The 24,587-nt window shown below is 35.9% G+C and carries 20 protein-coding genes; 17 read left to right on the top strand and 3 right to left on the bottom strand.

Translation table 11 applies throughout. The features are described 5' to 3' along the window. Positions 1-62 precede the first annotated feature (62 nt). The 3 genes from ACZSMY_RS17375 to ACZSMY_RS17365 all read left to right on the top strand — a co-directional run bounded on the left by ACZSMY_RS17375 (position 63) and on the right by ACZSMY_RS17365 (position 3,982). Entirely contained in the window at positions 63-1,760 is a 1,698-nt protein-coding gene (locus ACZSMY_RS17375; protein ID WP_465148049.1) for a hypothetical protein, read from the top strand. 84 nt (positions 1,761-1,844) lie between these two features. Then, positions 1,845-3,335, top strand: a complete 1,491-nt coding sequence (locus ACZSMY_RS17370) for a glycosyltransferase (RefSeq protein WP_465148048.1) — start codon at positions 1,845-1,847, stop codon at positions 3,333-3,335. 56 nt (positions 3,336-3,391) lie between these two features. Continuing rightward, the gene (locus ACZSMY_RS17365; protein WP_339234453.1) at positions 3,392-3,982 is read left to right on the top strand and encodes a class D sortase; all 591 of its coding nucleotides are present in this window, start codon (positions 3,392-3,394) and stop codon (positions 3,980-3,982) included. Positions 3,983-4,338: 356 nt separating this feature from the next. On the opposite strand, the gene ACZSMY_RS17360 is transcribed toward ACZSMY_RS17365, so the two are convergent. Continuing rightward, entirely contained in the window at positions 4,339-4,962 is a 624-nt protein-coding gene (locus tag ACZSMY_RS17360) for a hypothetical protein (RefSeq protein ID WP_339234452.1), read from the bottom strand. A gap of 232 nt (positions 4,963-5,194) precedes the next feature. Next, the gene (locus ACZSMY_RS17355) at positions 5,195-5,347 is read right to left on the bottom strand and encodes a hypothetical protein (protein WP_339234450.1); all 153 of its coding nucleotides are present in this window, start codon (positions 5,345-5,347) and stop codon (positions 5,195-5,197) included. Between the two features lie 457 nt (positions 5,348-5,804). Here ACZSMY_RS17355 and ACZSMY_RS17350 point away from each other — a divergent pair, with 457 nt between their 5' ends. The 6 genes from ACZSMY_RS17350 to ACZSMY_RS17325 all read left to right on the top strand — a co-directional run bounded on the left by ACZSMY_RS17350 (position 5,805) and on the right by ACZSMY_RS17325 (position 12,498). Next, complete coding sequence (locus ACZSMY_RS17350) at positions 5,805-6,530, top strand: GntR family transcriptional regulator (protein WP_368900980.1); 726 nt, start codon at positions 5,805-5,807, stop codon at positions 6,528-6,530. A gap of 14 nt (positions 6,531-6,544) precedes the next feature. After that, entirely contained in the window at positions 6,545-8,431 is a 1,887-nt protein-coding gene (locus tag ACZSMY_RS17345; protein WP_339234446.1) for a TRAP transporter permease, read from the top strand. 175 nt (positions 8,432-8,606) lie between these two features. Then, positions 8,607-9,632: a TAXI family TRAP transporter solute-binding subunit gene (locus ACZSMY_RS17340; protein WP_368900979.1), complete on the top strand. Its 1,026-nt coding sequence runs from the start codon at positions 8,607-8,609 to the stop codon at positions 9,630-9,632. A gap of 82 nt (positions 9,633-9,714) precedes the next feature. Next, positions 9,715-10,479: an enoyl-CoA hydratase/isomerase family protein gene (locus ACZSMY_RS17335; protein WP_339234442.1), complete on the top strand. Its 765-nt coding sequence runs from the start codon at positions 9,715-9,717 to the stop codon at positions 10,477-10,479. Between the two features lie 67 nt (positions 10,480-10,546). Then, a complete protein-coding gene (locus tag ACZSMY_RS17330; RefSeq protein ID WP_339234440.1) occupies positions 10,547-11,653 on the top strand; it encodes an ATP-grasp domain-containing protein in 1,107 nt (368 codons plus the stop codon). Beyond that, entirely contained in the window at positions 11,638-12,498 is an 861-nt protein-coding gene (locus ACZSMY_RS17325) for a succinate--CoA ligase subunit alpha (protein WP_339234438.1), read from the top strand. Before ACZSMY_RS17330 ends, ACZSMY_RS17325 begins: the two co-directional genes overlap by 16 nt. Positions 12,499-12,941: 443 nt before the next feature. Here the strand turns inward: ACZSMY_RS17325 and ACZSMY_RS17320 are convergent, their stop codons facing one another. Next, complete coding sequence (locus tag ACZSMY_RS17320) at positions 12,942-13,676, bottom strand: sunset domain-containing protein (protein WP_465148047.1); 735 nt, start codon at positions 13,674-13,676, stop codon at positions 12,942-12,944. A gap of 685 nt (positions 13,677-14,361) precedes the next feature. On the opposite strand from ACZSMY_RS17320, the gene ACZSMY_RS17315 reads away from it, so the two are divergent. From ACZSMY_RS17315 to ACZSMY_RS17280, 8 genes are all read left to right on the top strand, one after another. After that, positions 14,362-16,416: a hydantoinase/oxoprolinase family protein gene (locus ACZSMY_RS17315; RefSeq protein ID WP_465148046.1), complete on the top strand. Its 2,055-nt coding sequence runs from the start codon at positions 14,362-14,364 to the stop codon at positions 16,414-16,416. Positions 16,417-16,437: 21 nt separating this feature from the next. After that, positions 16,438-18,132: a hydantoinase B/oxoprolinase family protein gene (locus ACZSMY_RS17310; protein ID WP_256705116.1), complete on the top strand. Its 1,695-nt coding sequence runs from the start codon at positions 16,438-16,440 to the stop codon at positions 18,130-18,132. A gap of 216 nt (positions 18,133-18,348) precedes the next feature. Beyond that, complete coding sequence (locus ACZSMY_RS17305; RefSeq protein ID WP_332094545.1) at positions 18,349-19,383, top strand: ABC transporter ATP-binding protein; 1,035 nt, start codon at positions 18,349-18,351, stop codon at positions 19,381-19,383. Next, positions 19,325-20,305: an ABC transporter ATP-binding protein gene (locus ACZSMY_RS17300; RefSeq protein WP_256705115.1), complete on the top strand. Its 981-nt coding sequence runs from the start codon at positions 19,325-19,327 to the stop codon at positions 20,303-20,305. The genes ACZSMY_RS17305 and ACZSMY_RS17300 overlap by 59 nt, the downstream gene beginning before the upstream one ends. A 12-nt stretch (positions 20,306-20,317) precedes the next feature. Further along, positions 20,318-21,262 (top strand): ABC transporter permease, encoded by a 945-nt coding sequence (locus ACZSMY_RS17295; protein ID WP_256705114.1) that lies wholly within the window; start codon positions 20,318-20,320, stop codon positions 21,260-21,262. An 18-nt stretch (positions 21,263-21,280) separates the two neighbouring features. Beyond that, complete coding sequence (locus ACZSMY_RS17290) at positions 21,281-22,102, top strand: ABC transporter permease (RefSeq protein WP_332094546.1); 822 nt, start codon at positions 21,281-21,283, stop codon at positions 22,100-22,102. 33 nt (positions 22,103-22,135) lie between these two features. After that, complete coding sequence (locus ACZSMY_RS17285; RefSeq protein WP_256705112.1) at positions 22,136-23,698, top strand: ABC transporter substrate-binding protein; 1,563 nt, start codon at positions 22,136-22,138, stop codon at positions 23,696-23,698. Positions 23,699-23,726: 28 nt separating this feature from the next. Next, a complete protein-coding gene (locus tag ACZSMY_RS17280) occupies positions 23,727-24,566 on the top strand; it encodes a PfkB family carbohydrate kinase (protein ID WP_256705111.1) in 840 nt (279 codons plus the stop codon). Positions 24,567-24,587 lie beyond the last annotated feature (21 nt).

Below are 24,587 nucleotides of genomic sequence, written 5' to 3'. Positions count from 1 at the left end.
CGTCAAAAGATGTTTGCTTTTGTCTACATAAAATAATGCTGCTTTTTAAAGTGTAGGAGGACATGATGATTACAGAGGAGAAAGTACCTTATCAACATTTTAAAGAACACCTTGAACCATTGAAAAATAATATAATAGAGGATGGAGAGACCTTTCAGCAAATCAACGGCCAGGCCTCGCTGACTATCTTTTTATCAATTGGATTTGCGGAAAAACGTGCTGCCGTCTTCACTGCAAATGGGAAAAGTTTTTATCAGGCATGGGAGAATATAGAGAATCAGGGTAATTCCTATTTGGAAAAAACAAAAGAATTATTTACCTCTATAAAGATTGATATTGTTACCAACGTTATTCCTGTAACTATTCCTGAATTTATCAACCGAATTACAAAAACCAAGAAAAATTATTTTCGTCAAGGTGTCAGCTTCAGTAAGGATTTCAAACATGCATTTTTAGAACAAGAACTAAATGGGAATGCTGTGATTCAAATTGATAGAGAAACAAAACGCGGCTTTATCCATGAACAAAATTTACAAAAGTATATTCAAAAACATAGACCAAATGGAAAACCAATTGATTTTAAGAAAGTAGAAAAAGTATATATTTTTGAGACACAAGGTTATTTTTATGAAAAAGGGAACTGCTATAAATTACATCAGGGCGAACGTGATAATGGACGGCGGGATACCCCATTAAATGCAGAAGAAGTCGACATGTTAATAAAAGGCGGGCAAAAATATTTAGCCAGTTTAAGTAAACCCAATGGTAGGTTTGTATATGGTTTTTTCTCTTACTATGATAAAGAAATAAAGCACTATAATAGTCTTCGGCATAGCAGTACCATTTATTCCATGATTGAAGCCTATGAATTTCATCCCACAGAAGAAGCTGCAGACGCCATTGAAAGAGGGATTGATTATCTTATTCGTGAAAAGCTATACGTCGATGAAGAGAAAGACATAGCTTATATCATGGATGGGGAACAAGCAGATAGGATGGAAGTGAAACTAGGCGCAATTGCCGCAGCAATATTAGCTATCACGAAATACACAGAGGTCTTTGAGAATGTAGAACATATTCCAATTGCTCAGAAATTAGCACGAGGTATTCTGCAATTGCAGCAGGAAAATGGTAAATTTGTTCATATACTAGATTATCCATCTCTTGCGTTAAAAGAGGAGTTCCGTATTGTCTATTATGATGGGGAAGCTTGTTTTGCGTTGATGCGTCTTTATAAAATCGACCGTGATGAACAGTGGCTACAAGCAGTTGAAAAAGCATTTGACTATTTTATTGAAAGCGATCATTGGAAACATCACGATCACTGGCTAAGCTATTGTACCAATGAGGTCACTCTCTATAAACCGGAACGTAAATATTATAAATTCGGCTTACAGAATGTACAAAATAGACTGGATTATATTTACAAACGAATCACCACATATCCTACCTTCCTTGAGTTGATGATGGCAGCATATCAGATGGTTAATCGTATGAAAGCAGACGGATACGGTGACTTAATTAACGAATTAGATTTTGATGAATTGAAATTAGAAGCCACGATTCACCGAAGGGCAGAGTATCAGCGTAATGGTTTTTTCTATCCGGAACTGGCCATGTATTTTAAAAATCCGAAAAGAATCACCGGCAGTTTCTTCATTCGGCATCACTCCTTCCGAACGCGAATTGATGATGTGGAGCATTATTTATCTGGATATTGTGCGTACTATAATTTATTTTTAAAACAGAATAAACAGTAATAATTTACAGTCTAAGCAAAGCTCTGCTAATATGTCAAAAGGAGCTTTGCTGGCATTGTTTTGGATAGGGAAAGGGGTTCGTCATTGGAGAAGAAAAAAGTTTATTTCTTACATTCAAATATCGGGCAGCATCTTACTGGTATTGAAAAATCAGCAATGAAACGCGGCAATATGTTTGTGAAATATTTAGATGTGGAACCTGTATTTGTTACAGTGAATAAAAACGTAAATATACATACAAATTGGGAACGCTATGTTGAAAATGGAATCGTTGACCCGGATATTTCCATGATTAATTTATTCGAGTTTTTTCAACGCAGTGAAGAGGGAAAGAACATGCCCCCTTTTCAAATAAAAAAAGAACAAACATATGGGTATGAAGATGAAAAATCAGCAGAAAAACGACATATTCGTATTTTTGATACCAATAATAAACTCGTAAAGTATATGGTATTTAGATCAAAGGAGCTTTTAGATTATATAAATTATTTTCATAATGGTAAAAAAATCGTCCGTGATCGATTTAACCGGTTTGGCCAATTATCCCACACCGAATATTTACACGATGATAACACGGTGTACATGACAGAATACTTCGATGTTTATGGCAAACGGGTGATTGTAAAGTACGATGACGGTCCTTATCTTATCAGTGATGGAAATGCTGTTTTTCAAACCGTGCTGCCAGATGAGCAGGCCCTTATTCTTTATTTTTTGAAAGAAATAATCGGACAGGAAGAACCTATTGTTATTATTGATCGTAATAAAAGATACAGCTCGATTTTTACGGGACAAAACCAATTAAACGTGAAAACAATATCTATGATTCATTCCACTTATTTTTCAAACACCGCATTTCGTTCCAAGATAAATAAGAATTATCTAGAAGTTTTTAATAGTCCGTATAGCTTCGATAATATTGTTGTGTTAACAAATAATCAGAAACAAGATATTGAAAATCGTTTTGGCATTAATCACTTAGCTGTTATTCCACACCCTTGCAAGATAACTGATAAAGTAGATCAAAAGAAGCCTGAAACCAATAAGCTGGTTTCTGTCGGACGTTTAGCTCCCGAAAAAAATATCAATCACTTATTGGAGGCTCTTTCTTTAGTGAAGCAACATATTCCAGAAGTAATATTAGAAATTTACGGAAGTGGAAAAGAACTACAGAATTTAAAGAAATTAGTTCAAAAGCTTGATTTAAAAAATAATGTAACATTTAAAGGATATGTAGACAATGTAGAGGACGTATACGCCTCCAGCGACTTATTCTTATTTGCTGGACAAGCTGAAGGATTCACCATGAGTGTTTTAGAAAGCTTAGCATGCGGTTGCCCTGTTGGCAGCTACAATGTCCGCTACGGTGTTGATGAAATGGTTCAAGAAGAAAAAAATGGTTTTCTTGTTGATTTTGGAGATAAGGAAAGTTTTGCTGAGAAGATTGTTACGTATTTAAATCAAACGGACGAAGAAAAGCAATACTATCGGCAGGCAGCCATACGCACAGCTGCTCATTATACGGAAGAAAAAGTAGCAGATAAATGGCAACAATTAATCAGCAGTCTGAGTTAGTTCTATTTAGAAGGTAATGAAAATGATTAAGTTGATATGAAGAAGGGAGCATCACCATGAAACGTATCGGAATCCTCTTTATTATCATTGGCGTCGTCTGTCTAGGTGTTTTTGGTTATCAAATTATAGGACATGAGCAATCGCAAAAACAGTCTTTAGTTCAGGCGGAGGAAAGAATCGAACAAGGAATCAGCGAGCAGGATGACCCCGACCAGGATATAGAGAAAATCATAGAGGAGTTTAATTTAGAGACAGACGAAGCATTTGCCACCTTAGAAATCCCTAAACTGGGAAAAACATTGCCTATCGTCGAGGGAACTGATCCGGATTCATTAGAAAAAGGCGTTGGTCATCTATCCAATTCGGTGTTGCCAGGACAGGAGGAGCAAATTCTTCTATCAGGTCATCGCGATACCGTATTTCGTGATTTTGGAGAATTGGAGATAGGCGATACATTTGTCGTACAGATGCCTTATGGTGAGTATACGTACGAAATCAGGGAAACAGAAATTGTTCCTGAGGATGATACATCGGTTATCCGCGAGATGGGAGAAGAGGTATTAGTAGTAACGACCTGTTATCCATTCCACTTTGTAGGCAGTGCACCTGATCGGTTTGTTGCCTATGCTTACCCGGTTTCGGGGTAGGGTAGAAAGTTAGATGAAATAATCGATTTTATAGATGAAGGATAAAAGGAATATATTATATTGAGCGTGAGGCTGTTGCATAATTAATTATTTAATTGTGCAGCAGGTTTTTTAATGATTTTGTCTATGTACTTTTTACACCGCTAAACTATGTATTTTTATTATGTCATTCATATACAGTGACTGGCAGTGGATATTTAATGGAAAACTAAAAGCAACAGTCAGATAATAAAATCATTCTGTTGCTTTTACAATTTATAACATCGCTGTCGTCATTCATTCTATAAGGGACTATAAAATTTTAGTACAAGAAAAGGTGTTAAAAATAATGGGGTTGTATAATCTATGTATTTTTATTAATATAATCGAAATTTATATCCTGTTTGAGTTTCTTCACTTGTTGTTAAACCTATTAAAGATTTGTTCAATTCATTACAGGATTTATTTTCTTTGTATTCATGATTCCAAACCCAAGATAAATGGTTGTTTAATTTTGATAGAGTTGCTCTAAACTGCTTTCTTTGTAGATTGTTAGCTGAATGTTCAATATTCGGATGTATATAGCTAGTAATCTCAATTAGCGATTGTACTAAATAATTAATCCAGTTCAATGTATTATCCCTATAGTCTTTTGGAAAACCGTTCATTAATTCGGATAAAATAATCAGCTCTGCCTCTTTATCCATAAACCTTGATTGCTCTAATGTTTTATTGATGGCTTTGGATTTTTGTACATCTGTTAACTTCTCGAAAAGAGGGTGTTTATTAAGCTTATTCAATGCATTCGCATCAGTTATTTTAAGTTTGAGATCTAGTAGTAATTGATAAAGCTTTGAAAATTGTTGAGCGGGAATTGCCATGTTATGTATTACTTCTAAAGCATGTTGACTTGCTCTCTTTTTAGAAACCTCATCTCGTAAACTTTTATCAATTTCACGACTACTTTTCATTCGTTTAATATGGTACGGTTTTGGCTGCACTACATCGATTACTTCTTTATCGGAATAATTTCCTGCTTCTTGTATGTTTTCTATAGCTCTCAGTGTTCAGCACCTATTATTTTCTTGGAGGTGTATTGAAGGTGAAAACGCAACGTTTCTCTATCTATTTTTGTACCAACATTTTTTCTGTAACGAAAGACATTTATTTTCCTAAACTTTTGGTTAGTATGAGCTAATTCTTTTAGCGCAGTGTATCTTCGTAACCCGTCAATCAAGTAATATTTATTTTGTTTGGCCCGACGACATATAAAGGAGTAAGAAGACCTACTTGCTTAATATTTTCCTTCATGCTTTTAATATCAAGGTGGACCCTGCTTTCTAAATCCCATACAATCTGCTCTAACCGAATTTCGAGGATTTCCATATATAACCTCCGTATTAGATGATAATTTACCTTATGAATAACGGAGGTTGTTTAATAACAGATTGGTTACAAATAATCAAAAACTTCGTAAAGAAGCAGTGAGTAGGTTTGAATTTAGCACAGGATAGTGTAGAAGATAAGATTTTGTAGGACTATAGATTATTGTTTCAAGGTATATATATGTCTTCATTCTACCTTGCAATTAAATGAGCCACTAACCTATTTGATAAGGTAGTGGCTCACATCTATCTTAAATGAATCAATCACGTACTATTAGAGAATTGACAAGCTTGCATCTACTTGACTTAAATTTTAATTTGAAGACTCCTAATAAGAAATATGGATTGAAATAGAAAATAAATTATTCTGAATGTAAGGGTTTACAATTAAAAACTATGTGTTTATAATATAGGATACTTAGTATTACAAGTTGGTTTAGAAGGAGATGGATTTATTCGTGGCTAAACAATCAGAATCGATTTATCAAGTGATTTATAATAATTTATTAGATCAAATATTAAACGAAAGTTACAGAATAGGTGACTATTTACCATCTGAATCAGAATTGGAGAAAATATTTAAAGCGAGTAGAACACCAATAAGAAAGGCGCTCAACCAATTAGAGACAGATGGATATATTATTCGGATTAAGGGAAAAGGGTCAGTTGTAGAGAGTAAGTATCCTACTGGAAGATGGACTTTAATGACTGGTTTTCAGCATAATTATATTGGAAATCATGGCGATGAAAAAAGGATTAAGGCTGAAACAATTAAAGTAAGTAAAATTTACAATGAAGAATTGGCTGCAGAGCTAAATGTGTTTCTAAATAATGAAATTACTTATGTTGAAAGAGTAAGATACTTTAACGACAACCCGATAATTTATTTACAACATTATATACATCCTGAAGTACCTATTGAATTTTTTGAAGATAATCTATTTTCAATATCTATAGGAGATATATTGAAAAATAAAGCTGGTGTGGATATAAAAAAAGCTACAGAGCAAATAGAAGCTGTATTAGCTGATAAAATCATTTCAAGCTATTTAAATGTAGAAGAGTCTACACCTTTATTAAAAATTAAAAGGATTTCCTACACAGAACAAGATAAACCGATTGATATTAATATTTATTATGTCCGAACAGATTCGTGGAAATATTTTGTTAATTATAACTTTTAAAAGGGGCGAAAATAATGAGAGAGTTTAAAGGGAAGTTTGCTATAGTATTCGGGATTTGGGCATTAGTTTCTGTTATATTTCACATCTATACGGCATATTACGGCACTTTTGAACCTCGTATACAAAGAGCAGTACACTTATTTCTACTACTTCCTTTGGTATTTTTAATATTTCCTTATAAAAAAGAAAAACGTAATTCGAACCCGAATATAGTTGATTGGGTATTTACCATACTTGCATTATGTCCAAGTCTTTATCTGATATTAAACGCTGAGACTCTGAGAACAAGAATTGAATTGGTAACACAACCTACAAACCTAGAAATTATTTTAGGAGTTCTTTTGATTGTAATCGTACTTGAAGCATGTAGGAGAGCTGTTTCTATGGCATTTTCAATTGTTGTTTTAGTTGTTTTCGGATATATATTTATTGCTCCATTTTTACCAGGGATTTTTAATGCACCAAGTTATAGTTTCAATAGAATAATTGAGCTTATGTTCCTTGGAACAAATGATGGTGTTTATGGGTTTTTAACAGGAATATCCAGTAATATTATTTTTGTTTTTATTATTTTTGCAGCTTTTATGATGAAATCTGGAGTAGGGGAACTTTTTATGGATTTATCAATATTAGTAGCTGGGAAATATAAAGGCGGACCTGCAAAAGTGTCCGTTGTTTCAAGTGGTTTATTTGGAAGTATCAGTGGTAGTTCTGCGTCAGACATCTATGCTACTGGCAGTTTTACCATACCCTTAATGAAGAAGATTGGCTATCCGCCAACTCAAGCAGGAGCAATTGAGGCTTCATCCAGTGCTGGAGGGCCGATGTTGCCACCTATTATGGGAGCGGGTGCTTTTATTATGGCAGAAATGACTGCTACGCCATATGCATCTATTCTCCAAGCGGCCATATTAAGCGCATTGATATTTTATATTGGATGCATAGCTATGGTTCATTTTGATGCGCGAGCGCTAAATATTAAAGCTGTAAGTGAAGAGATGAGAGTTTCCTTGAAAAGTATTATAAAAAGAAGCCCACTATTAATACCTTTTTTCGTATTAGTATATTTTTTGTTTTCAGGATCTTCACCTGCAAATAGTGCTGTCTATGCTTTAGTTTCTATGTTAATTATTTGGTTGATTATGCCTGGTAATCGGTTGACTGTAAAGAAAGTTATGGAAGCAGCTAGCTATGCAACAAAGATGGGGACCGTGATAGCATCTGCATTGGCTGGAGCAGGGATTATTGTTGCCGTAATTACACAAACAGGGCTTTCTCTCTCTTTTAGTGGAATTATCCTTCAATTTTCAGGCGGACAGTTATGGGCAACGTTAATTTTAATAGCCATCATCACAATTATATTAGGGGCAGGTATTCCTATTACTGCAGCATATGTTATTACCGCTACTGTTTCTACTGCTGCCCTTACTGCATATGGTATTGATTTACTAACTGCACATTTATTTATATTTTATTTCGCTCTACTGGCTGATATTACACCTCCAGTTGGTATAACAGCCTTTGCGGCCGCAAATATTGCGGATTCTCCGCCCATGAAAACAGCTTTTATGGCACCAAAGTATGCTTTTGCAGGTTTTATAGTTCCATTTATATTTGTCTATCATCCTGCCTTATTAATGCAGCCCAGTTACGCGTGGTACGAAATATTATTTACATTTATTTCAACAATTATTGTAGTAGTGACACTGGCAGCTGTGTTTATAGGCTATATGTCTAGAAAACTTTCAATAATTAATCGAATCCTATTATTAATATTAGTACTGGCATCTGTTGGCGGGGGAATCATTATAAATTCTATCAGTGTTGGTTTAATAATTATTTATTTTGTATGGGATTATATTAAATATAAGCAAGATTTGGGTATGGAAACTGCTGCTTGATAGTTGGGGAGACTACTTAATTGTATTATTTATATTCTTTTAATTATCTACAGGAGGTGAGGAAGGGTGTATAACGTGGCGTTAAGGTTGTTACGAAATGGATATTAAAAGGGGCCATTCATTGTTAAGAAAAGCTGTCGTTATAATTGCATTATATTCAGAATGGAGGGATTAGATGAGAAAAAAACTGTTGTTACTATTAATTTTGGTGTTAATGATTTTACATGCATGTGGAGGACCAGAACCTGAATTACAAGAATCACCCGAGGGTGATGCAGCAACTGAAAGTGGATCAGGTAATTTAACCTGGGCTTCTGGTGCTCAAGGCGGTGGTTGGTATAGTATGGCTGGTGGAATTAGCTCATTAATTCAAGAGAATAATTCAGATATCAATATTCGAACTATCCCAGGAGGAAGTATGCAAAATATGCCTTTTATATCTAACAACGAGGCTCAATTAGCTTGGATGCAGCCACCGTTTATTATAGCTGGACTTGATGGCGAAGAGCCGTTTGAGGAACCTCATGATAATGTTTCAACCATTGGAAATGGGTTTGGTACGAACCACTTTCACTTTATTGTTGGAGAAGATACAGGGATAGAGTCAATTGATGAAATATTTGATAATGAAATGGGAGTAAATATCGCAGTTACACCAGTAAATAATTCAGATGAATGGGTTTTTAGAAGGTTTTTGGAGTACTATGATGTAACGTATGAAGATATAGAATCTTGGGGAGGAAGTATTTTCCATAATAGCTACCAAGAACAAGTTGATGCATTTTCAAATGGAAATGTTGATGTTATCTTTACGCAGTTAGCAATACCGGCTTCATCAGTTACAGAAGCAGGTGTCAGCAGAGATATGCGAATATTACCAATGGATGAAGATATGATGGAGTATTTAACGGATTTTGGATTAGAGATAAATGAAATTCCAGCTGATACTTATCCAGAAGCAGTTAATGGTGATGAAGCCATCCCTACAGCTTCCATGGGTAATGTGCTGACAGTTAACAGTGAAGTAGATGAAGAGACGGTTTATGAAATCACAAAAATTATTAATGAAAATGTAGAACGTTTACCTGATATACATTCTTCATTAAATGATTATGATGTCGATAATGCAGTAGATAACTTATTAACAGACTTGCATCCAGGAGCAGAAAGGTATTATCAAGAAATCGGTATATTAGATTAAAGTTCTATGGTTTTTACTCTATTTTAACATTTAGAACTTTAATTATTAATAAATAAAAATTATATTAACAGGAGGAGTCATAATGGATTTTGAAAATTTAATTTACAAGGTAGATAACGGGGTTTTAACAATTACATTGAACAGGCCAGAGGTATTAAACGCATTAAGTACAAAGTTAAAAGACGAATTAGGCGATGCTTTTCAAAAGGCAGAAAAAGATAAATCTGTGAAATCTATTATTATTACGGGAGCAGGCAACAAAGGGTTTTGTGCTGGACAAGACTTAAATGAAAGTAAGGACGTAGATGAGGAAACAGCTAAAGCATGGGTAGATGAATTTGAAAATCTTTATCGTATTATTAAAAGCGTTACCAAACCAATTATTGCATCAATTAATGGTTCCGTTGCTGGTTCTGGATTACAACTAGCATTACTTGCTGATATTAGAATTGCTTCTCCAAATGCTAAATTTGGTATGACAGAAGTGAATGTTGGGCTCCCATGTATTATTGGATCAACCATGTTTTGGGAAGTAATGGGGAAATCAAAAACAATTGATCTCATTTTAACTGGAAGGCTATTAAAAGCGAAGGAAGCTTATGAATACGATTTAATTACTCGTCTAGCGGAAAGTCAAGAAAGTTTACAAGAGGAGACATTAAAAATTGCTGAAGAAATGGCTGCGAAACCACCTGTAGCAGTTAGTACAAATAAAAAATGGTTTAACAAGCTGAGTCAGGAGAATTTCGATGCATGTATGATTTTTGCCAAGGAAGCTCACACGATTTCGTATAGATCTAATGAACCACAAGATATGATGAATAAATTCCTTTCTAAACAAGTTTAAATTAAATATGGAAGATGTAATTTTTCCCTAAAGTATGTTTTAAAGTCAGTGATAAGGAGTATGGATAATGAACCTTTTTGAATATGAAGGAAAAAAAATATTAGAACAAAATGGAATTTGTGTTCCAAAGGGTTTTCTGAGCAAGGATAAAATAGCGGATATAACCTTTCCTATTATTGCAAAAGCTCAAGTTTTGACAGGAGGGAGAGGGAAAGCAGGAGGAGTAAAAAAAGTAAACGATAGAGATGAACTCGAATTTGTTATAGAGGCTATTGCTCAAAAGACTATTAAAGGTGAAAAGGTACAAGAAGTCTATTTAGAAGAGATAGTATCGTTTAAACAAGAATTCTATTTGTCCATTTTAATGGATAGAAATAAAAAAAGTCCAATCATTATTGCATCAAGGCAAGGCGGTATGGAGATAGAAAGTGTTCCTAAGGATCAAATACTAGTTATTGAAATAAATCCTCTACTTGGCCTTCAAGATTTTATGGTTCGTCGTTTGAGTAATTTTCTACAAGTAGATTATAAATTGATATATTCTTTTATGAAAAATATTTGGAGTATTTTTAAGAATGAGAAAGCAGAACTTATAGAAATAAATCCTTTGTTTTTAGATGAAAATGATAGGCTTGTAGCTGGCGATGCAAAAGTTTCTCTTGAAGAAAGTGAAGGGACTGATGAATATTTATTGATTGAACGTGATCGAGGTTCATTTAGTGAGCGCTGCAGATCTTTAAAAGCAGCAGGTGTTGATATTGGAGGAGATATTGCAATTGTGGCTAGTGGTGCTGGTCTTGGCATGGCAACACTTGATATTATAAAACATAAAGGTGGCAGTGTTAATTCATTGGTTGACCTGCAAGGGCATGTCATCCACAATCTCGATGATGCCAAAACGTTAATTGAGGAAATAAAAAGTTTAAACCCTAAAGCATACCTGTTTAATTTTTATTTTCAGTTAGCAAGTTGTAAAGTCCTGGCAGAGGCAATATCTAGCCAACTTGGTCAATTAAAAGTGCCTATTGTAATTAGAATGAAAGGATTAGATATGGAAGAAGCACGTGAAAAACTAGAAGCATACCCTAATATAATTGTAGAAGAAAATCTAGAGAAAGCTTGTGAATCTTTAATTTCGATAAGGGAGGGGGGGAGTAAATGTCTATTATCATAAATAAAGAATCAAAAATTTTAATACAGGGGATAACAGGTAAGACCGGCCGGCACTTCACGAAACAAATGATAAAACATGGTACTCCGATAGTTGCTGGAGTTACTCCTGGGAAAGGTGGAAGCAATGTAGAGGGGGCACCTGTATACAATTTTGTTGAAGAAGCTGTGAGGGAATGTGGTGTTAATGTTTCATTAATCTCGGTACCTTCTTCATTTGTATATCAAGCTGCAATAGAAGCAATAGATGCGGGAATAAAAGTAATTTCAATTTACACAGAGAATGTATCCGTACACGATAGTATAAAGATATCTGAATATGCCAAATTAAATGAAGTGAAATTATTTGGACCAAATTCTGCAGGGATTATATCTCCTGGTGAAGCAAATATTAGTGATATAAATGAAGAGATATTATTTAAAGGAAATATTGGAATTGTTTCACGGAGCGGGACGCTAACATATGAAGTGATTGACTTATTAAAAGAAAAAAAGCTTGGAATAAGCACAATCGTATGTTTAGGCGGGGATCCAATTGTTGGAACACAGCATCATGTGGTTCTGCAAGAATTTGAAAAAGACAAAGATACCTCAGCAATAATCTATTTGGGTGAAATAGGCGGGCAAGATGAAGTTTTAGCAGCTGAGGTTATCAAAAAAATGAATAAGCCAGTTTATAGTTATATAGCTGGTTTACATGCTCCGCCAGGTAAAAAAATGGGGCATGCAGGAGCGATAATTCAAAATGAATCAGAATCAGCAAAATCAAAACAACATATTTTAAAAGAAGCTGGAGCAATACCGATGGATGTAATTACGGAAATAACTACGAAGCTTCAAACAGTTTGAACAGTTATTAGAAATAGAATGATAAAGTGGGGCTTGGATGTTTTTAGCCTCGCTTTATTTTTATATTCTAATAATGTTTTATAATTATGGATAACGATTAATGTCCTAATAAATAATTATGAAGAGAACAATGCATCTTGTTTTGAGACATAGATAGATACGCCTTCTTTCAAAAAATGGATGAACATTTTTTACATATCCATAGTGTTAACTGGTAACCTTTTATCGCCAGCAGAGCTCAGAAATTAAGCGGGAAATAATAAACTATAGTCTATTATTTCCCGCTTAGATTCCTCTGATTTTCACTAAGAGTTGATTCACGATAAAGAACAGCTATCTGGTACTAAAGTTTTGTTAATGAAAATCTCCAATTACATGAATGCCCTTTAGCAATCTGTTTTTTGTCACTTATAAATCAAAAATAAGCTATAGCTGGCTGAAGTCTAATTTTTTGGTGCCCTATATCCAGCTTCTTGAGCCTCTTCTTCGGAACAAAGCCAGCTGACAACATTTGTAGTCCGATCATAATAGGTGCTGCCCGGGAGGTGATAGATGCCGGATTCGCTTCCTTTTATATTACACTCGCCTTCATCTGGTTGGGATGAACTAGCAGTAGTGTCATTGTCATCAGAGTCTTCTGCAGAAGTGCTTGAAGCGGAGCTGCCAGATCTGTCGGCTTCTTGACTTTCCTCTAATTGCTGTTGCAGTTCACTGTTGCTTTCTTGTAATGTAGTGATTTCTTCAGACAACGATTCATTTTTTTCCTTAATGGACTCATAATCTTCGAATTTTTCGTTTTCTTCTTCTAATGCAGCAATTTCTTCAGTCAGTGATTCGTTTTCCTCTTTAATTGATTCATAATCTTCCAGTTTTTCATTTTCATCTTCTAATTCGTTAAATTGGCTTTGTAATTCATCATATTCTTCTTGAAGGCTGGAATTAGCCTCTTCTAATGTAGCAATTTCAGAGGTTAATTCTTCATTGTTTTCTATTTCTTGATCTGAATCCGCACTATTATTATCCGTATCACACCCGCTTAAGAGAATAAAAAACATAGCTAACGCTAATAAAGGCAGATATTTTTTCATTGTTTTCCTATTGGACGTTGAATGAGATAAAGTATAGACGGCTAATCCTGATAATACAAAAATTATTGATATTACAATGAAAGTCTCCATAGTTATACCTCCACCAAAGATTAATTATAGTTAATATGTACAGTTATGGTTACTGGCAGGTGATTTCTTATTAAAGTAGTATTGGTGATTCATTTCTTTGTAAAGACACCTGTTTATGCACAAACCAAAAAGGAGCTGAAATAAAAACAGCTGGTATACATCGTGTTTCTTCCCTCCTTTCTTATGTTTTTGAATAGCAGCAGTTACTAGACGAATCTATCTTTACAATAATTTCTATTAAAAATAGCTACTATAAATAATGTAACGCATTTGTAACATATTTGTAATATATTTCCAGGTTAATAAAACAAAGGAATTGCCCTTCTAGTGGGAAGATAACAACTTTTAGCTAATTTGTCGTTTGTCAGTTTATTGATTATCAAGTTTTCTAACGGGCTGTATATCTATTTCAATATGCGGAAGTTGAGATACTTAGATAATAAGATAACAATAAAAATTCAAAAAATACTTGAAAAATATTATATAATGTTATAAGATGTTGCATAACGAATTAAAGAAAAGATTAACTAGTATTTTATTTACTTGAAGCAGTACGTAAAAGAAAGAGAGGAAATGGTTTTAAAAATATGTGAATACTAAATAGAATCATTCGTTACATTTAAACAATGAAGAACAGTAAGAATTGTGCATTTTAAAATATGTATAATCCATAGGAGGAATATAAATGAGGTACATGGTTGGTGTTGATGTTGGTGGAACTTTCACGGATATCACATTAGTAGATACATTAAAGGGCATCGTGGAGAACCATAAAGTTTCATCCACTCCTGAAGATCCTTCGTTGGCAATAATGAAAGGGATTACAGAGATTTTGACCATGAATAAAATTAATCCGGAGGAAGTGGAATATTTAGCACATGGAACTACGGTAGCCACAAATGCATTAATTGAAAGGAATGGTTCAAAAACTGCTTTGATAGTAACGGAAGGATTTAAGGATCTATTAGAGATAGGTACGCAAACCAGACCTAAATTATATGATTTTTTTGCTGCTAATCCTGATCCAATTATTCCAGGAGATTTACGCTATGAAGTCGAAGAGCGTTTGCTTTCAAATGGTGAGGTGTTTCAAAAGTTAAATGTAGAACAATTACTATCTGTTATTTCGGAATTAAAAGAAAAAGGTATTCAATCCATTGCTGTTTGTTTCTTGTTTTCATTTATTAATTCGGAGCATGAAAAAAGAGCTGTTGAAAAGATAAAAGAAATATATCCTGAAGTATATGTTTCCTCTTCCTCTGAACTTGTGCCTGAATTCAGAGAGTATCCGAGACTCAGTACTACGGTATTAAATGCTTACTTAGGTCCAGTGATGGAAAAATATATGACAAACTTTTTAAACTCGGTTAAGGAGTTTGGTATTAAAACAGAACCTTACATAACACAATCTAATGGAGGAATTATATCTATCAATGAATCTGTTAAGGCGCCTATACGTACAGCGGTTTCAGGTCCGGCAGCTGGTGTTGTTGCTGCAAAGAATTTATCAAAGCAAACCGGCTATAATAATTTAATCACATTTGATATGGGCGGAACATCTGCTGATTTTTGCTTGATTGAAGATGGCGAACCCAAAATATCTATGGAACGCTCTATAGAAGGTTTTCCATCGAGAGTACCGATGTTAGATATTCACGCATGCGGGGCCGGCGGCGGTTCAATCGCTCATATCGATGAAGGAGGAGCATTAAAAGTTGGACCGGAAAGCGCTGGTTCGACACCGGGGCCGGCAGCATATGGAAGGGGCGGAAAAAAACCAACTGTAACGGACGCCAATGCGATTCTTGGCCGTTTGAATCCGGATAAAATCTTGGGCGGCAGAATGGATATAGACTTAGACGCCGGTAAGAAAGTTATTGAAGATGAAATTTGCAGTAAGACCAGTTTAACGGTTCAAGAGGCAGCATCCGGAATTATTTCTGTTGTAAATGCAAATATGTCCCAGACGATCCGGCTAATCTCTATTCAAAAAGGACATGATTCGAGAGATTTTACCTTGGTCTCATTTGGGGGAGCGGGCGGTTTACATTGTGCTTCTCTGGCAAGAGAATTAGGAATTCCAAGAGTTTTAATTCCTCCTGCACCAGGAACGTTTTGTTCTTTAGGATTACTGGTAACAGATGTAAGAACGGATTATGTCCATTCTGAAGTGAAAATAGCTGAGCCAAAAGCGATGAAAAGTGTGGTTGAGATATTTAAAGATTTAAGAACAGAAGGAGAAAAAGCGTTAGCTAAAGAGAATATTTCAGAGGAAAATAAAGCGTATGAATTAGTTATCGATATGAGATTTAAAGGGCAAAACTATGAAATTCCGATTATGGTGGATTGGGATGAAATACAGCAGGATAGCTTGGAAGATATAATAGAGAAATTCTTTAACGAACATGAAAAAGTGTATGGTTATGCAAGAAAAGATGGAACAGTTGAATTTGTAAACTACCGGTTAACAGCAGTTGGTAAGCTTCCCAAAGCTGTTTTTAAGGAAGAAGCTCTGGAAAGTACAATACCGGAGCCGATTGAAAAAAGATTGATTTTTTATGCAGAAGCAAATGAACCGGGTGTTTTTGAAACAGATATTTATAAAAGAGAGCAGCTACGTCCGGGAACGAAATTAAATGGTCCTCTTATTGTAGAACAAATGGATACTACAATCATGGTACTGCCAGATCAGGATGTTGAAATTGATGCATTCAGGAATATGATCATTAATAATTCTTAAGAAAAAGGGAGGAATGAATAGATGAGGCCTAAAGTTGATCCAATAACATTGGAGATAGTTGGAAACTTACTTATGTCGGTTTCTGAGGAAATGGGAATTACGCTTGTAAAAACAGCGTTTTCTACAAATATAAAAGAGAGGAAGGATTGCTCGACTGCTGTTTTTGATGCGGAAGGTAATATGATTGCCCAGGCTGAGTATGTACCTATGCACTTAGGTTCTATGCTGGATATTGTAAAGGAAGTACTGAAAAACTATGAAAAAGAAGAAATAAAACCGGGGGATATGTTTGTAACGAATGACCCTTACTCTGGCGGAGGGACTCATTTGCCTGATATCACGATGGTCAGCCCCATATTTGTTGATGGGATATTGGCAGGTTTTGTAGCAAATATCGCCCATCATTCAGATATTGGCGGAATGGTCCCGGGCAGTGTATCAGCTGACTCCACGAATATTTATCAGGAGGGGTTGCGTATTCCTTTGGTAAAAATATGTTCTGAAGGAGAAATTGTAAAAGAAAGCTATCAATATATTGTATTAAATACCAGAACTCCGGAAGAACGGCGTGGGGATCTGGATGCCCAGATTGCATCTAATCATGCCGGAGTAAGAAGATTAAAAGAAATTGTTTCAAAATATGGATATGAATACTATAAAGACTGTACGGACAGCTTGCTGGATTATGCGGAAAGTCTGATGAGACACGGTATTCAGGAATTACCGGATGGAACTTATGAATTTAAAGATTACCTGGATGATGGCGGAACAAATTCGCCTGATCCGATATTAATCAAAGCAAAAATAACCATTTCTGGAGATGAAGCAACCGTCGATTTTAACGGGACAAGTGACCAGGTGCCCGGACCATTGAATATGACATATTCAGCCCTTGTAACAACTATGTTCTATTGTTTTAAAGCTTTTGTAGGGAAGGATATTTTCTCAAATATCGGGATATATCGTCCGATACATGTTCAAGCTCCAGAAGGTAGTATCGTAAATTGTAAGCTTCCAGTACCGGTAGGACAGCGGATAGATACCTGTCAGCGAGTGGTTGATGTGGTGCTTGGTGCATTAGCGCAGATTGCGCCAGATAAAGTGATTGCTGCATGTAATAGTGTAGTAACTTCAGCAATCTTTTCAGGGACAAATCCAAATACGGGTAACTATTTTGTTTATTTAGAAACGATTGCCGGCGGATCCGGGGCTCATTCACAGGGAGATGGACTTAGCGGCGTACAGGTTCATATGACGAATACTTCTAATTTACCTGTCGAAGCTCTGGAAAAAGAATACCCTATATTAATTGAAAATTATCAATTAATCCCGGATTCGGGAGGGGCTGGTTTTTATCGTGGAGGATTAGGTATTGAAAGAGTCTATCGATTCTTATCCGATAAGATTACCTATACCGGATTAGGCGACAGACATAAATTTTCACCCTGGGGAATTGCTGGTGGTTATTCAGGAACGCCTGGACAGTTTTTATATACAAGTAATGGCAAGACAGAACAATTAAAATCAAAAGTATCTAACTTGGATTTACAAAAGAATGATTTGATTACAGTAAGGACTCCCGGGTCAGGAGGGTACGGCGATCCGACGAAACGTCCAAAAGAAAAAGTATACATGGATGTCATTCATGGCAAAGTCAGCAAAGAAAAAGCAAAAGATTTATACGGTGTAGACATAAATGAACATGTGGAAGTTTAGTTGAACGAGTCCGTTACCGGCTGTCCGGTTCCTGTTTAAAGATGATTTTTCTTCTTGGAGCAGGGGTCTTACAGTCGGCTATACTGCAATAAAAGAATAAAACAGAGTTATCACTTCAATATTTAAAGTAGGAATTGAAAACGCTTTAACAATATATTATATATTGTTTTATAACATATTGTTACGTTATAAAAATGAAAGGAGGGAAAATAATTAGTGCTTCGTATTAATAATTTAACCACGTCATTTAAGATAAATAAGGAGATGTACCCGGCTGTACGGGATATAAATATAGAGCTGGAAAAGGGAGAAACATTATGTATCGTTGGGGAGAGCGGAAGTGGAAAAACCATTACTTCCTTATCTTTAATGCAGTTATTGCCCGCTAATGGAGAAATCAGTTCTGGTGAAATCATTTATAAAGACCAAAATATTACTAAATTTGGAAAAAATAAAATGAATAAGCTGCGTGGAAAAAGTATTTCTATGATATTTCAAGACCCGATGTCAGCGCTCGATCCAGTTTATACTTGCGGATATCAAATTAAAGAGGTTTTAGATGTTCACGAAAATTATACAAATGAAGAAAAGCTGGAACGGGTGATTAGTTTATTAAAGCAGGTTGGTATACCCCATCCAAAAGATATTTATAACGCTTACCCCCATGAATTATCTGGAGGAATGTGTCAGCGGGTAGTTATTGCAATGGCTTTAGCCTGTGATCCGGATTTATTGATTGCAGATGAGCCTACGACGGCGTTAGACGTTACGATACAGGCTAAAATTCTTAAATTGCTGAACGACTTAAAAAAAGAAAGAAATTTATCCATTCTATTAATAACGCATGATTTGGGAGTAGTAGCTGAAATGGCGGATAAGGTCATTGTCATGTATGCCGGTGAAGTAGTTGAAGCAGCTGATGTAAATACATTATTTGATCATCCGAAACATCCCTACACGAAGGGCTTGATTGGATCTGTCTCTTCTATTTCTTCTAAAGGGAACCAATTATATAGTATTCCAGGGAAAGTACCATCTGTTACAGAAATGCCAAAAGGCTGCAGATTTAATACAAGATGCCCAATAGCAACGGAAAGATGCTTTGAAGAAAGACCGGAATTGGAATCCATAACTAATCATTCAAGCCAGGAAGTGAGATGTTGGAATGTAGACACAGTAGGAGGTAAACAAAATGAGTCAACCTCTCTTGGAAATAAAAAACGTAAAGAAACATTATCAGGTCAAAAGTAAAAATATTTTTTCAAATAAGAAAAATAATGTCCATGCCGTAAACGATGTAAGCTTAACGATTAATGAAGGAGAAACATATGGATTAGTCGGAGAGTCAGGATGCGGCAAAAGTACGCTTGCCCGGGTAATTACCGGATTAATCAAACCGGATGCCGGAAATGTCCTTTTAGATGGAGAAGATTTTTTACAACTGAAGGGGAAAGCATTACGTGATAAAAGAAGAACGGTGCAAATGGTATTCCAAAAGCCATATGAATCGTTAAATCCCAAAATGACAGTTGGAGAAATCATACGGTCCCCGTTTGATATCCATGATGTTTATCACAAAAGAGAAAGAGAAGAAAAGGTAAAAGAATTACTGGACCTGGTGGGGTTAAGTGAAAAGTATATGAGCAGATATCCGCATGAATTTTCAGGCGGCCAAAGACAAAGAATTGGGATAGCCAGAGCAATAGCGCTTCATCCTAAATTAATTATTTGTGATGAAGCGGTGTCTGCATTGGATGTTTCCATTCAAGCACAGGTGTTAAATTTACTTGATGAGCTTCAAAAAGAGTTTAAACTGACCTATTTATTTATTTCACATGACTTATCCGTTGTAAGACATGTCAGCGATAACATTGGAATTATGTACTTGGGAGAAATCGTAGAAACAGGGGATGCCAATACAATTTACAGCAGTCCAAAGCATCCATATACGGAAGCGCTATTATCTGCTATCCCAAAAACACACCCAAGGCAGTCCAAAACGCAAAAGGTATTGCAGGGAGATTTACCAAGTCCTGTTAATCCGCCCGCAGGCTGTAAATTGAATACCAGATGTCCGCATGCCATGCCCATATGTAAGACAGATAAGCCGAATTTAGAATCTATTAAAGAGAAGCAGAAAGTTGCTTGTTATTTATATCATGAACAGCACTAAGGAGGGAATAGATTGCTAAAATTTATACTGAAACAAATCATTGTTGCTATTATTCAGATCTTGATTGTTGCAACAATCGTATTTTCCCTCCTGCGCTTTATGCCGGGTGACCCAGCGGTGCTCGCACTGGGAACCGAAAGAGGAAGTGATCCGGAGGCGGTCGAGCAAATGAGAGAACAGCTGGGTCTCAATGAACCGGTTATATCTCAATTTACTGATTGGGTAACAGGTGTATTTCAATTAGATTTTGGCCAATCCATATTTAACAATATTGAAGTATGGGATTATCTTGCCAGTAGTATTCCCAAAACTCTGGAATTAGCCATTACTGCTATTATCATTGGCTCTGTCGTTGGAGTGACATTAGGGATATTGGCATCGATCAACCGGGGAGGGGTTATAGATAAAGTTGCCACTACGATTGCAGCAATCGGGCTATCATTTCCTGTTTATATAACGGGTACAGCATTTGTTTTAATTCTCAGTGTCCAGTTTAACATCCTACCTTCCAGCGGCTATGTTAATTTTTTTGATGATCCGATAGGACACATCAAGAGTTTGATTATGCCCGCGTTTGCGATTTCTCTACCGTTGATTGCATCGATTACCCGGATGACACGGTCTTCCATGTTGGAAGTGCTTGATAGAGATTTTGTGAGAACCTTGAGAGCCAAGGGGCTTCCGGAAAAAATTGTTTTAATAAGACATGTATTCCGCAATGCGGTTATTTCTGTTGTAACAGTCATCGGTCTGGAAATGGCTAATTTGATCGGGGGAACGGTCTTAATTGAATATATGTTTAACTGGTCGGGATTAAGCACATTATTGGTGGATTCTATCAATAGCCGTGATTACCCAATTATTCAAGGGGCAGTTATCATTATTGCATCATTTTACGTTTTGATAAATAGAACGGTGGAAATCATTTATGGGTTAATGGATCCGCGTACAAGATAAGGAGAGAGGGGTGTCAGCGTGTTTAAAAAGTTACTGCAGAATAAACAATTTATTTTTAGTACAATACTCCTTTTACCGGTTCTCATTATTGCCTTGATTGGACAGTTTATCACACCCTATGATCCATTAGAGTTTAACCATGATCAAGTACTGATAAAATCATCATCGGAACATTTATTGGGAACAGATGAATTTGGACGTGATATTTTAAGCAGATTGATTGTTGGTATTCAACCGACTATTTTAGTTGCTGTAGGAGCCACTGCCATTTCTTTAATCGGAGGAACGATTTTTGGACTTATAGCCGGATATGTACGCGGTATTGCAGAAAAAACGGTTATGCGATTTATGGATATTGTACTCTGCTTTCCACCGATTTTATTAGCATTGTTAGTAGTGGGATTCTGGGGATCAGGTGTAAACAATCTGACGTTGATTATCGGCCTGTTATATATACCATACTTTGCCAGGATTACACATTCAGCAACATTACAGGTTAAAAGCCTGGAGTATGTAGAAAGTGAATTGTCATTGGGAGCAACACATTTCCGTGTCATTTTAAAGTCCATTTTGCCAAATATCACATCTCCAATTATTGTTCAGGCAAGTTTGACATTTGCCGCTACAATCCTGCTTGAATCAGGGTTAAGTTTTCTCGGGCTGGGAGTTACACCTCCTGCCCCATCATGGGGACAGATGATTGGGGATGCGAGCGGTTATATTCATAACAATCCTTTCTATGTTATTTGGCCGTCTCTATGTCTCGGAATCACGATGTTAGCCATCAATTTATTAGGAGACAGCCTGAGAGATGTTTTAGATCCAAAATTGAAAAGATAATAAATACCTTGAATTAAAGGAGGAGAAACGTATATGTTGAGGAGAAAAAATGTCTTTTTAATGTTGTTCATAGGCGCTTTAGTGATTTTAGCAAGTGCGTGTTCTAGTGATTCGTCAGGTCAGAACAATGGGGAAAACGGCGGAGATATAACGTTTGGTTTAGCGGAAGAACCGGATACTTTAGAGGCTTATATGCAAAATGGAACACATGGAAGAACGGTAAAATTAGCCTTAGCAAGAGGTTTATATAACTACAATGAAGATGGCGAACTGCAACCTGAACTTGCAGAGGATTATGAAGTAAATGAAGATGCGACTTCTTATACCTTTCATTTACGGGATGCATCATTCCATAATGGGGATCCTGTAACAGCTGAAGATGTGAAATATACGTTTGAAAGAATATTGGCAGACGACAGTACAGCCACTTTTAAATCAGAGCTATCTATGATTGATGAGATTGTTGTAGAAGACGATACAACGATTACCTTTCATTTAAGCGAACCTTCAGCTCCGTTTGTACATTATACAGCAATTCCTGAGTCAGTAATCGTCTCGAAATCATGGACAGAAGAAAACAGTGATCAATTGGATACAGATTTTATGGGAGCAGGACCATTTAAACTTGTAGAATGGCAGCAAGGCGGTCACATCACCGTTGAAAAATTCGATGATTACTATAAAGAAAATAAACCTCAATTAGATGAAATCACGTTTGAATTTTATACGGAAGAAAATACGCGTGTGAATGCTCTGAGGTCTGGAGAAGTAGATATTGTAGAAACGGTTCCCTGGAAAGATGTAGAATCTCTGGAACAGCTGGATACCGTCAAATTAGACAGCAAGAATGGTCCATTTATGAAATTACAATTTAATACGGATGTGGAACCTTTTGATGATCCGGATGTCCGTAAAGCAATTGCGTATGGTATTGACAGAGAAGCTATCTTAAATACGGCATTTAGCGGAAGAGGTACACCAATATACGGTATGGCTATACTTGACGGGTATTTGGGATATGATGACCGATTCACGGATTATTATGAACATGATCCGGAAAAAGCAAAAGAACTATTGGCGGAAGCGGGGTATCCAGATGGTTTTAGTGCTACATTACTGTCTACTTCTCAATACGGAATGCACGAACAAACAGCGCTTGCCGTTCAATCAGAATTAGAGAAAATAGGCATTGATATAACACTGGAATTGCCAGATTGGGCTACTAGAATCAACAAAAATACCGAGGGTGACTATGAAATGCTCGTTGCAGGCACATCCGGTGATATTACAGACGGTGATTGGATGGCCAATTTCTATCAAGGTGGAGAAGTTCGTTTAAATAACTCTGCTTACTTCGATGATGAAGAAATAAATCAACTTCTCGCTGAAGGCAGGGAAACCACCGATGAAGAGGAAAGACAGGAAATATATGAACAATTAATTGAGCGTGCAATGGAAGAAGCCCCGTTTGTATATCTGAACTGGAGAGAGCAAAGTTATGGAATGCAGAGTAACATTAATGGCTTTACAAATTTAGAAGGCTTTCTTTCCTTCCAGTCTGGTATCACATTGGAAAATACGTATATAGAGGAATAAACATATTGATAAAGCGGTGGAATGTAGAATGAGAAAATTATTAAGTATAGGTGATAGTGTAGTAGATTATTATAAATATAAAAATACGATTTTTCCCGGCGGAAATGCATTAAATGTTTCTGTGGTAAGTGCACATAATGGCGCAGAAAATAACGGGTATATGGGGATAATCGCCAATGATGATTATGGAACATTTTTAAGAAAGACCTTGGAGGAAGAGGGGATTGATTTATCCAGAGTCAGATATGCTATCGGTGAAACTCCGGTAGCATATGTAAAAATTGACAAGAAAGGAGATCGTATATTTGAAGGATCGAATACAAAGACACGAATCACATCTGGACTAGCGCTCAGGTTTACCCCTGAGGACATTCAATATATCAATCAATTTGATATCATTCACACAAGTATTGATAGTCACCTCGAATCACAATTACATTTACTTGCTCATAAACAAATATCCTTTGATTTTTCTACGAAGAAAAAGTGGAACGAAGAAATTTTAAAGCAAGTATGCCCTTATTTAACTTTTGCATTCTTTTCTGGAAGCGGGATGGAGGAAAAGGAAGTAAATCAGCTAATTGATAAGGTTGCTAAATTAGGGGTTCCTATAATAATCGTTACCAGAGGAGAGCAGCGTACTATCGCTTATCAGAACAATCAATTTTATTATCAAGAGCCACAATTGGTTAAGGTTGTCGATACGATGGGGGCGGGTGATTCTTTTATAGCTGGATTTTTAACTTTTTATACGGATTCAACAAGCATTGAATTTGCATTACAAAAAGGTGCTGTATCAGCATCAAAAACATGTCGGTTAGAAGGAAGTTTTGGCCAAGGAAAAACAATATATAAGGAGAAAGGCTAAATATAGTCTTTTTTCAATCAA

This window comes from Oceanobacillus sp. B139/18 (assembly GCF_055524595.1).
This window is presented reverse-complemented; position numbering and strand designations above follow the sequence as displayed.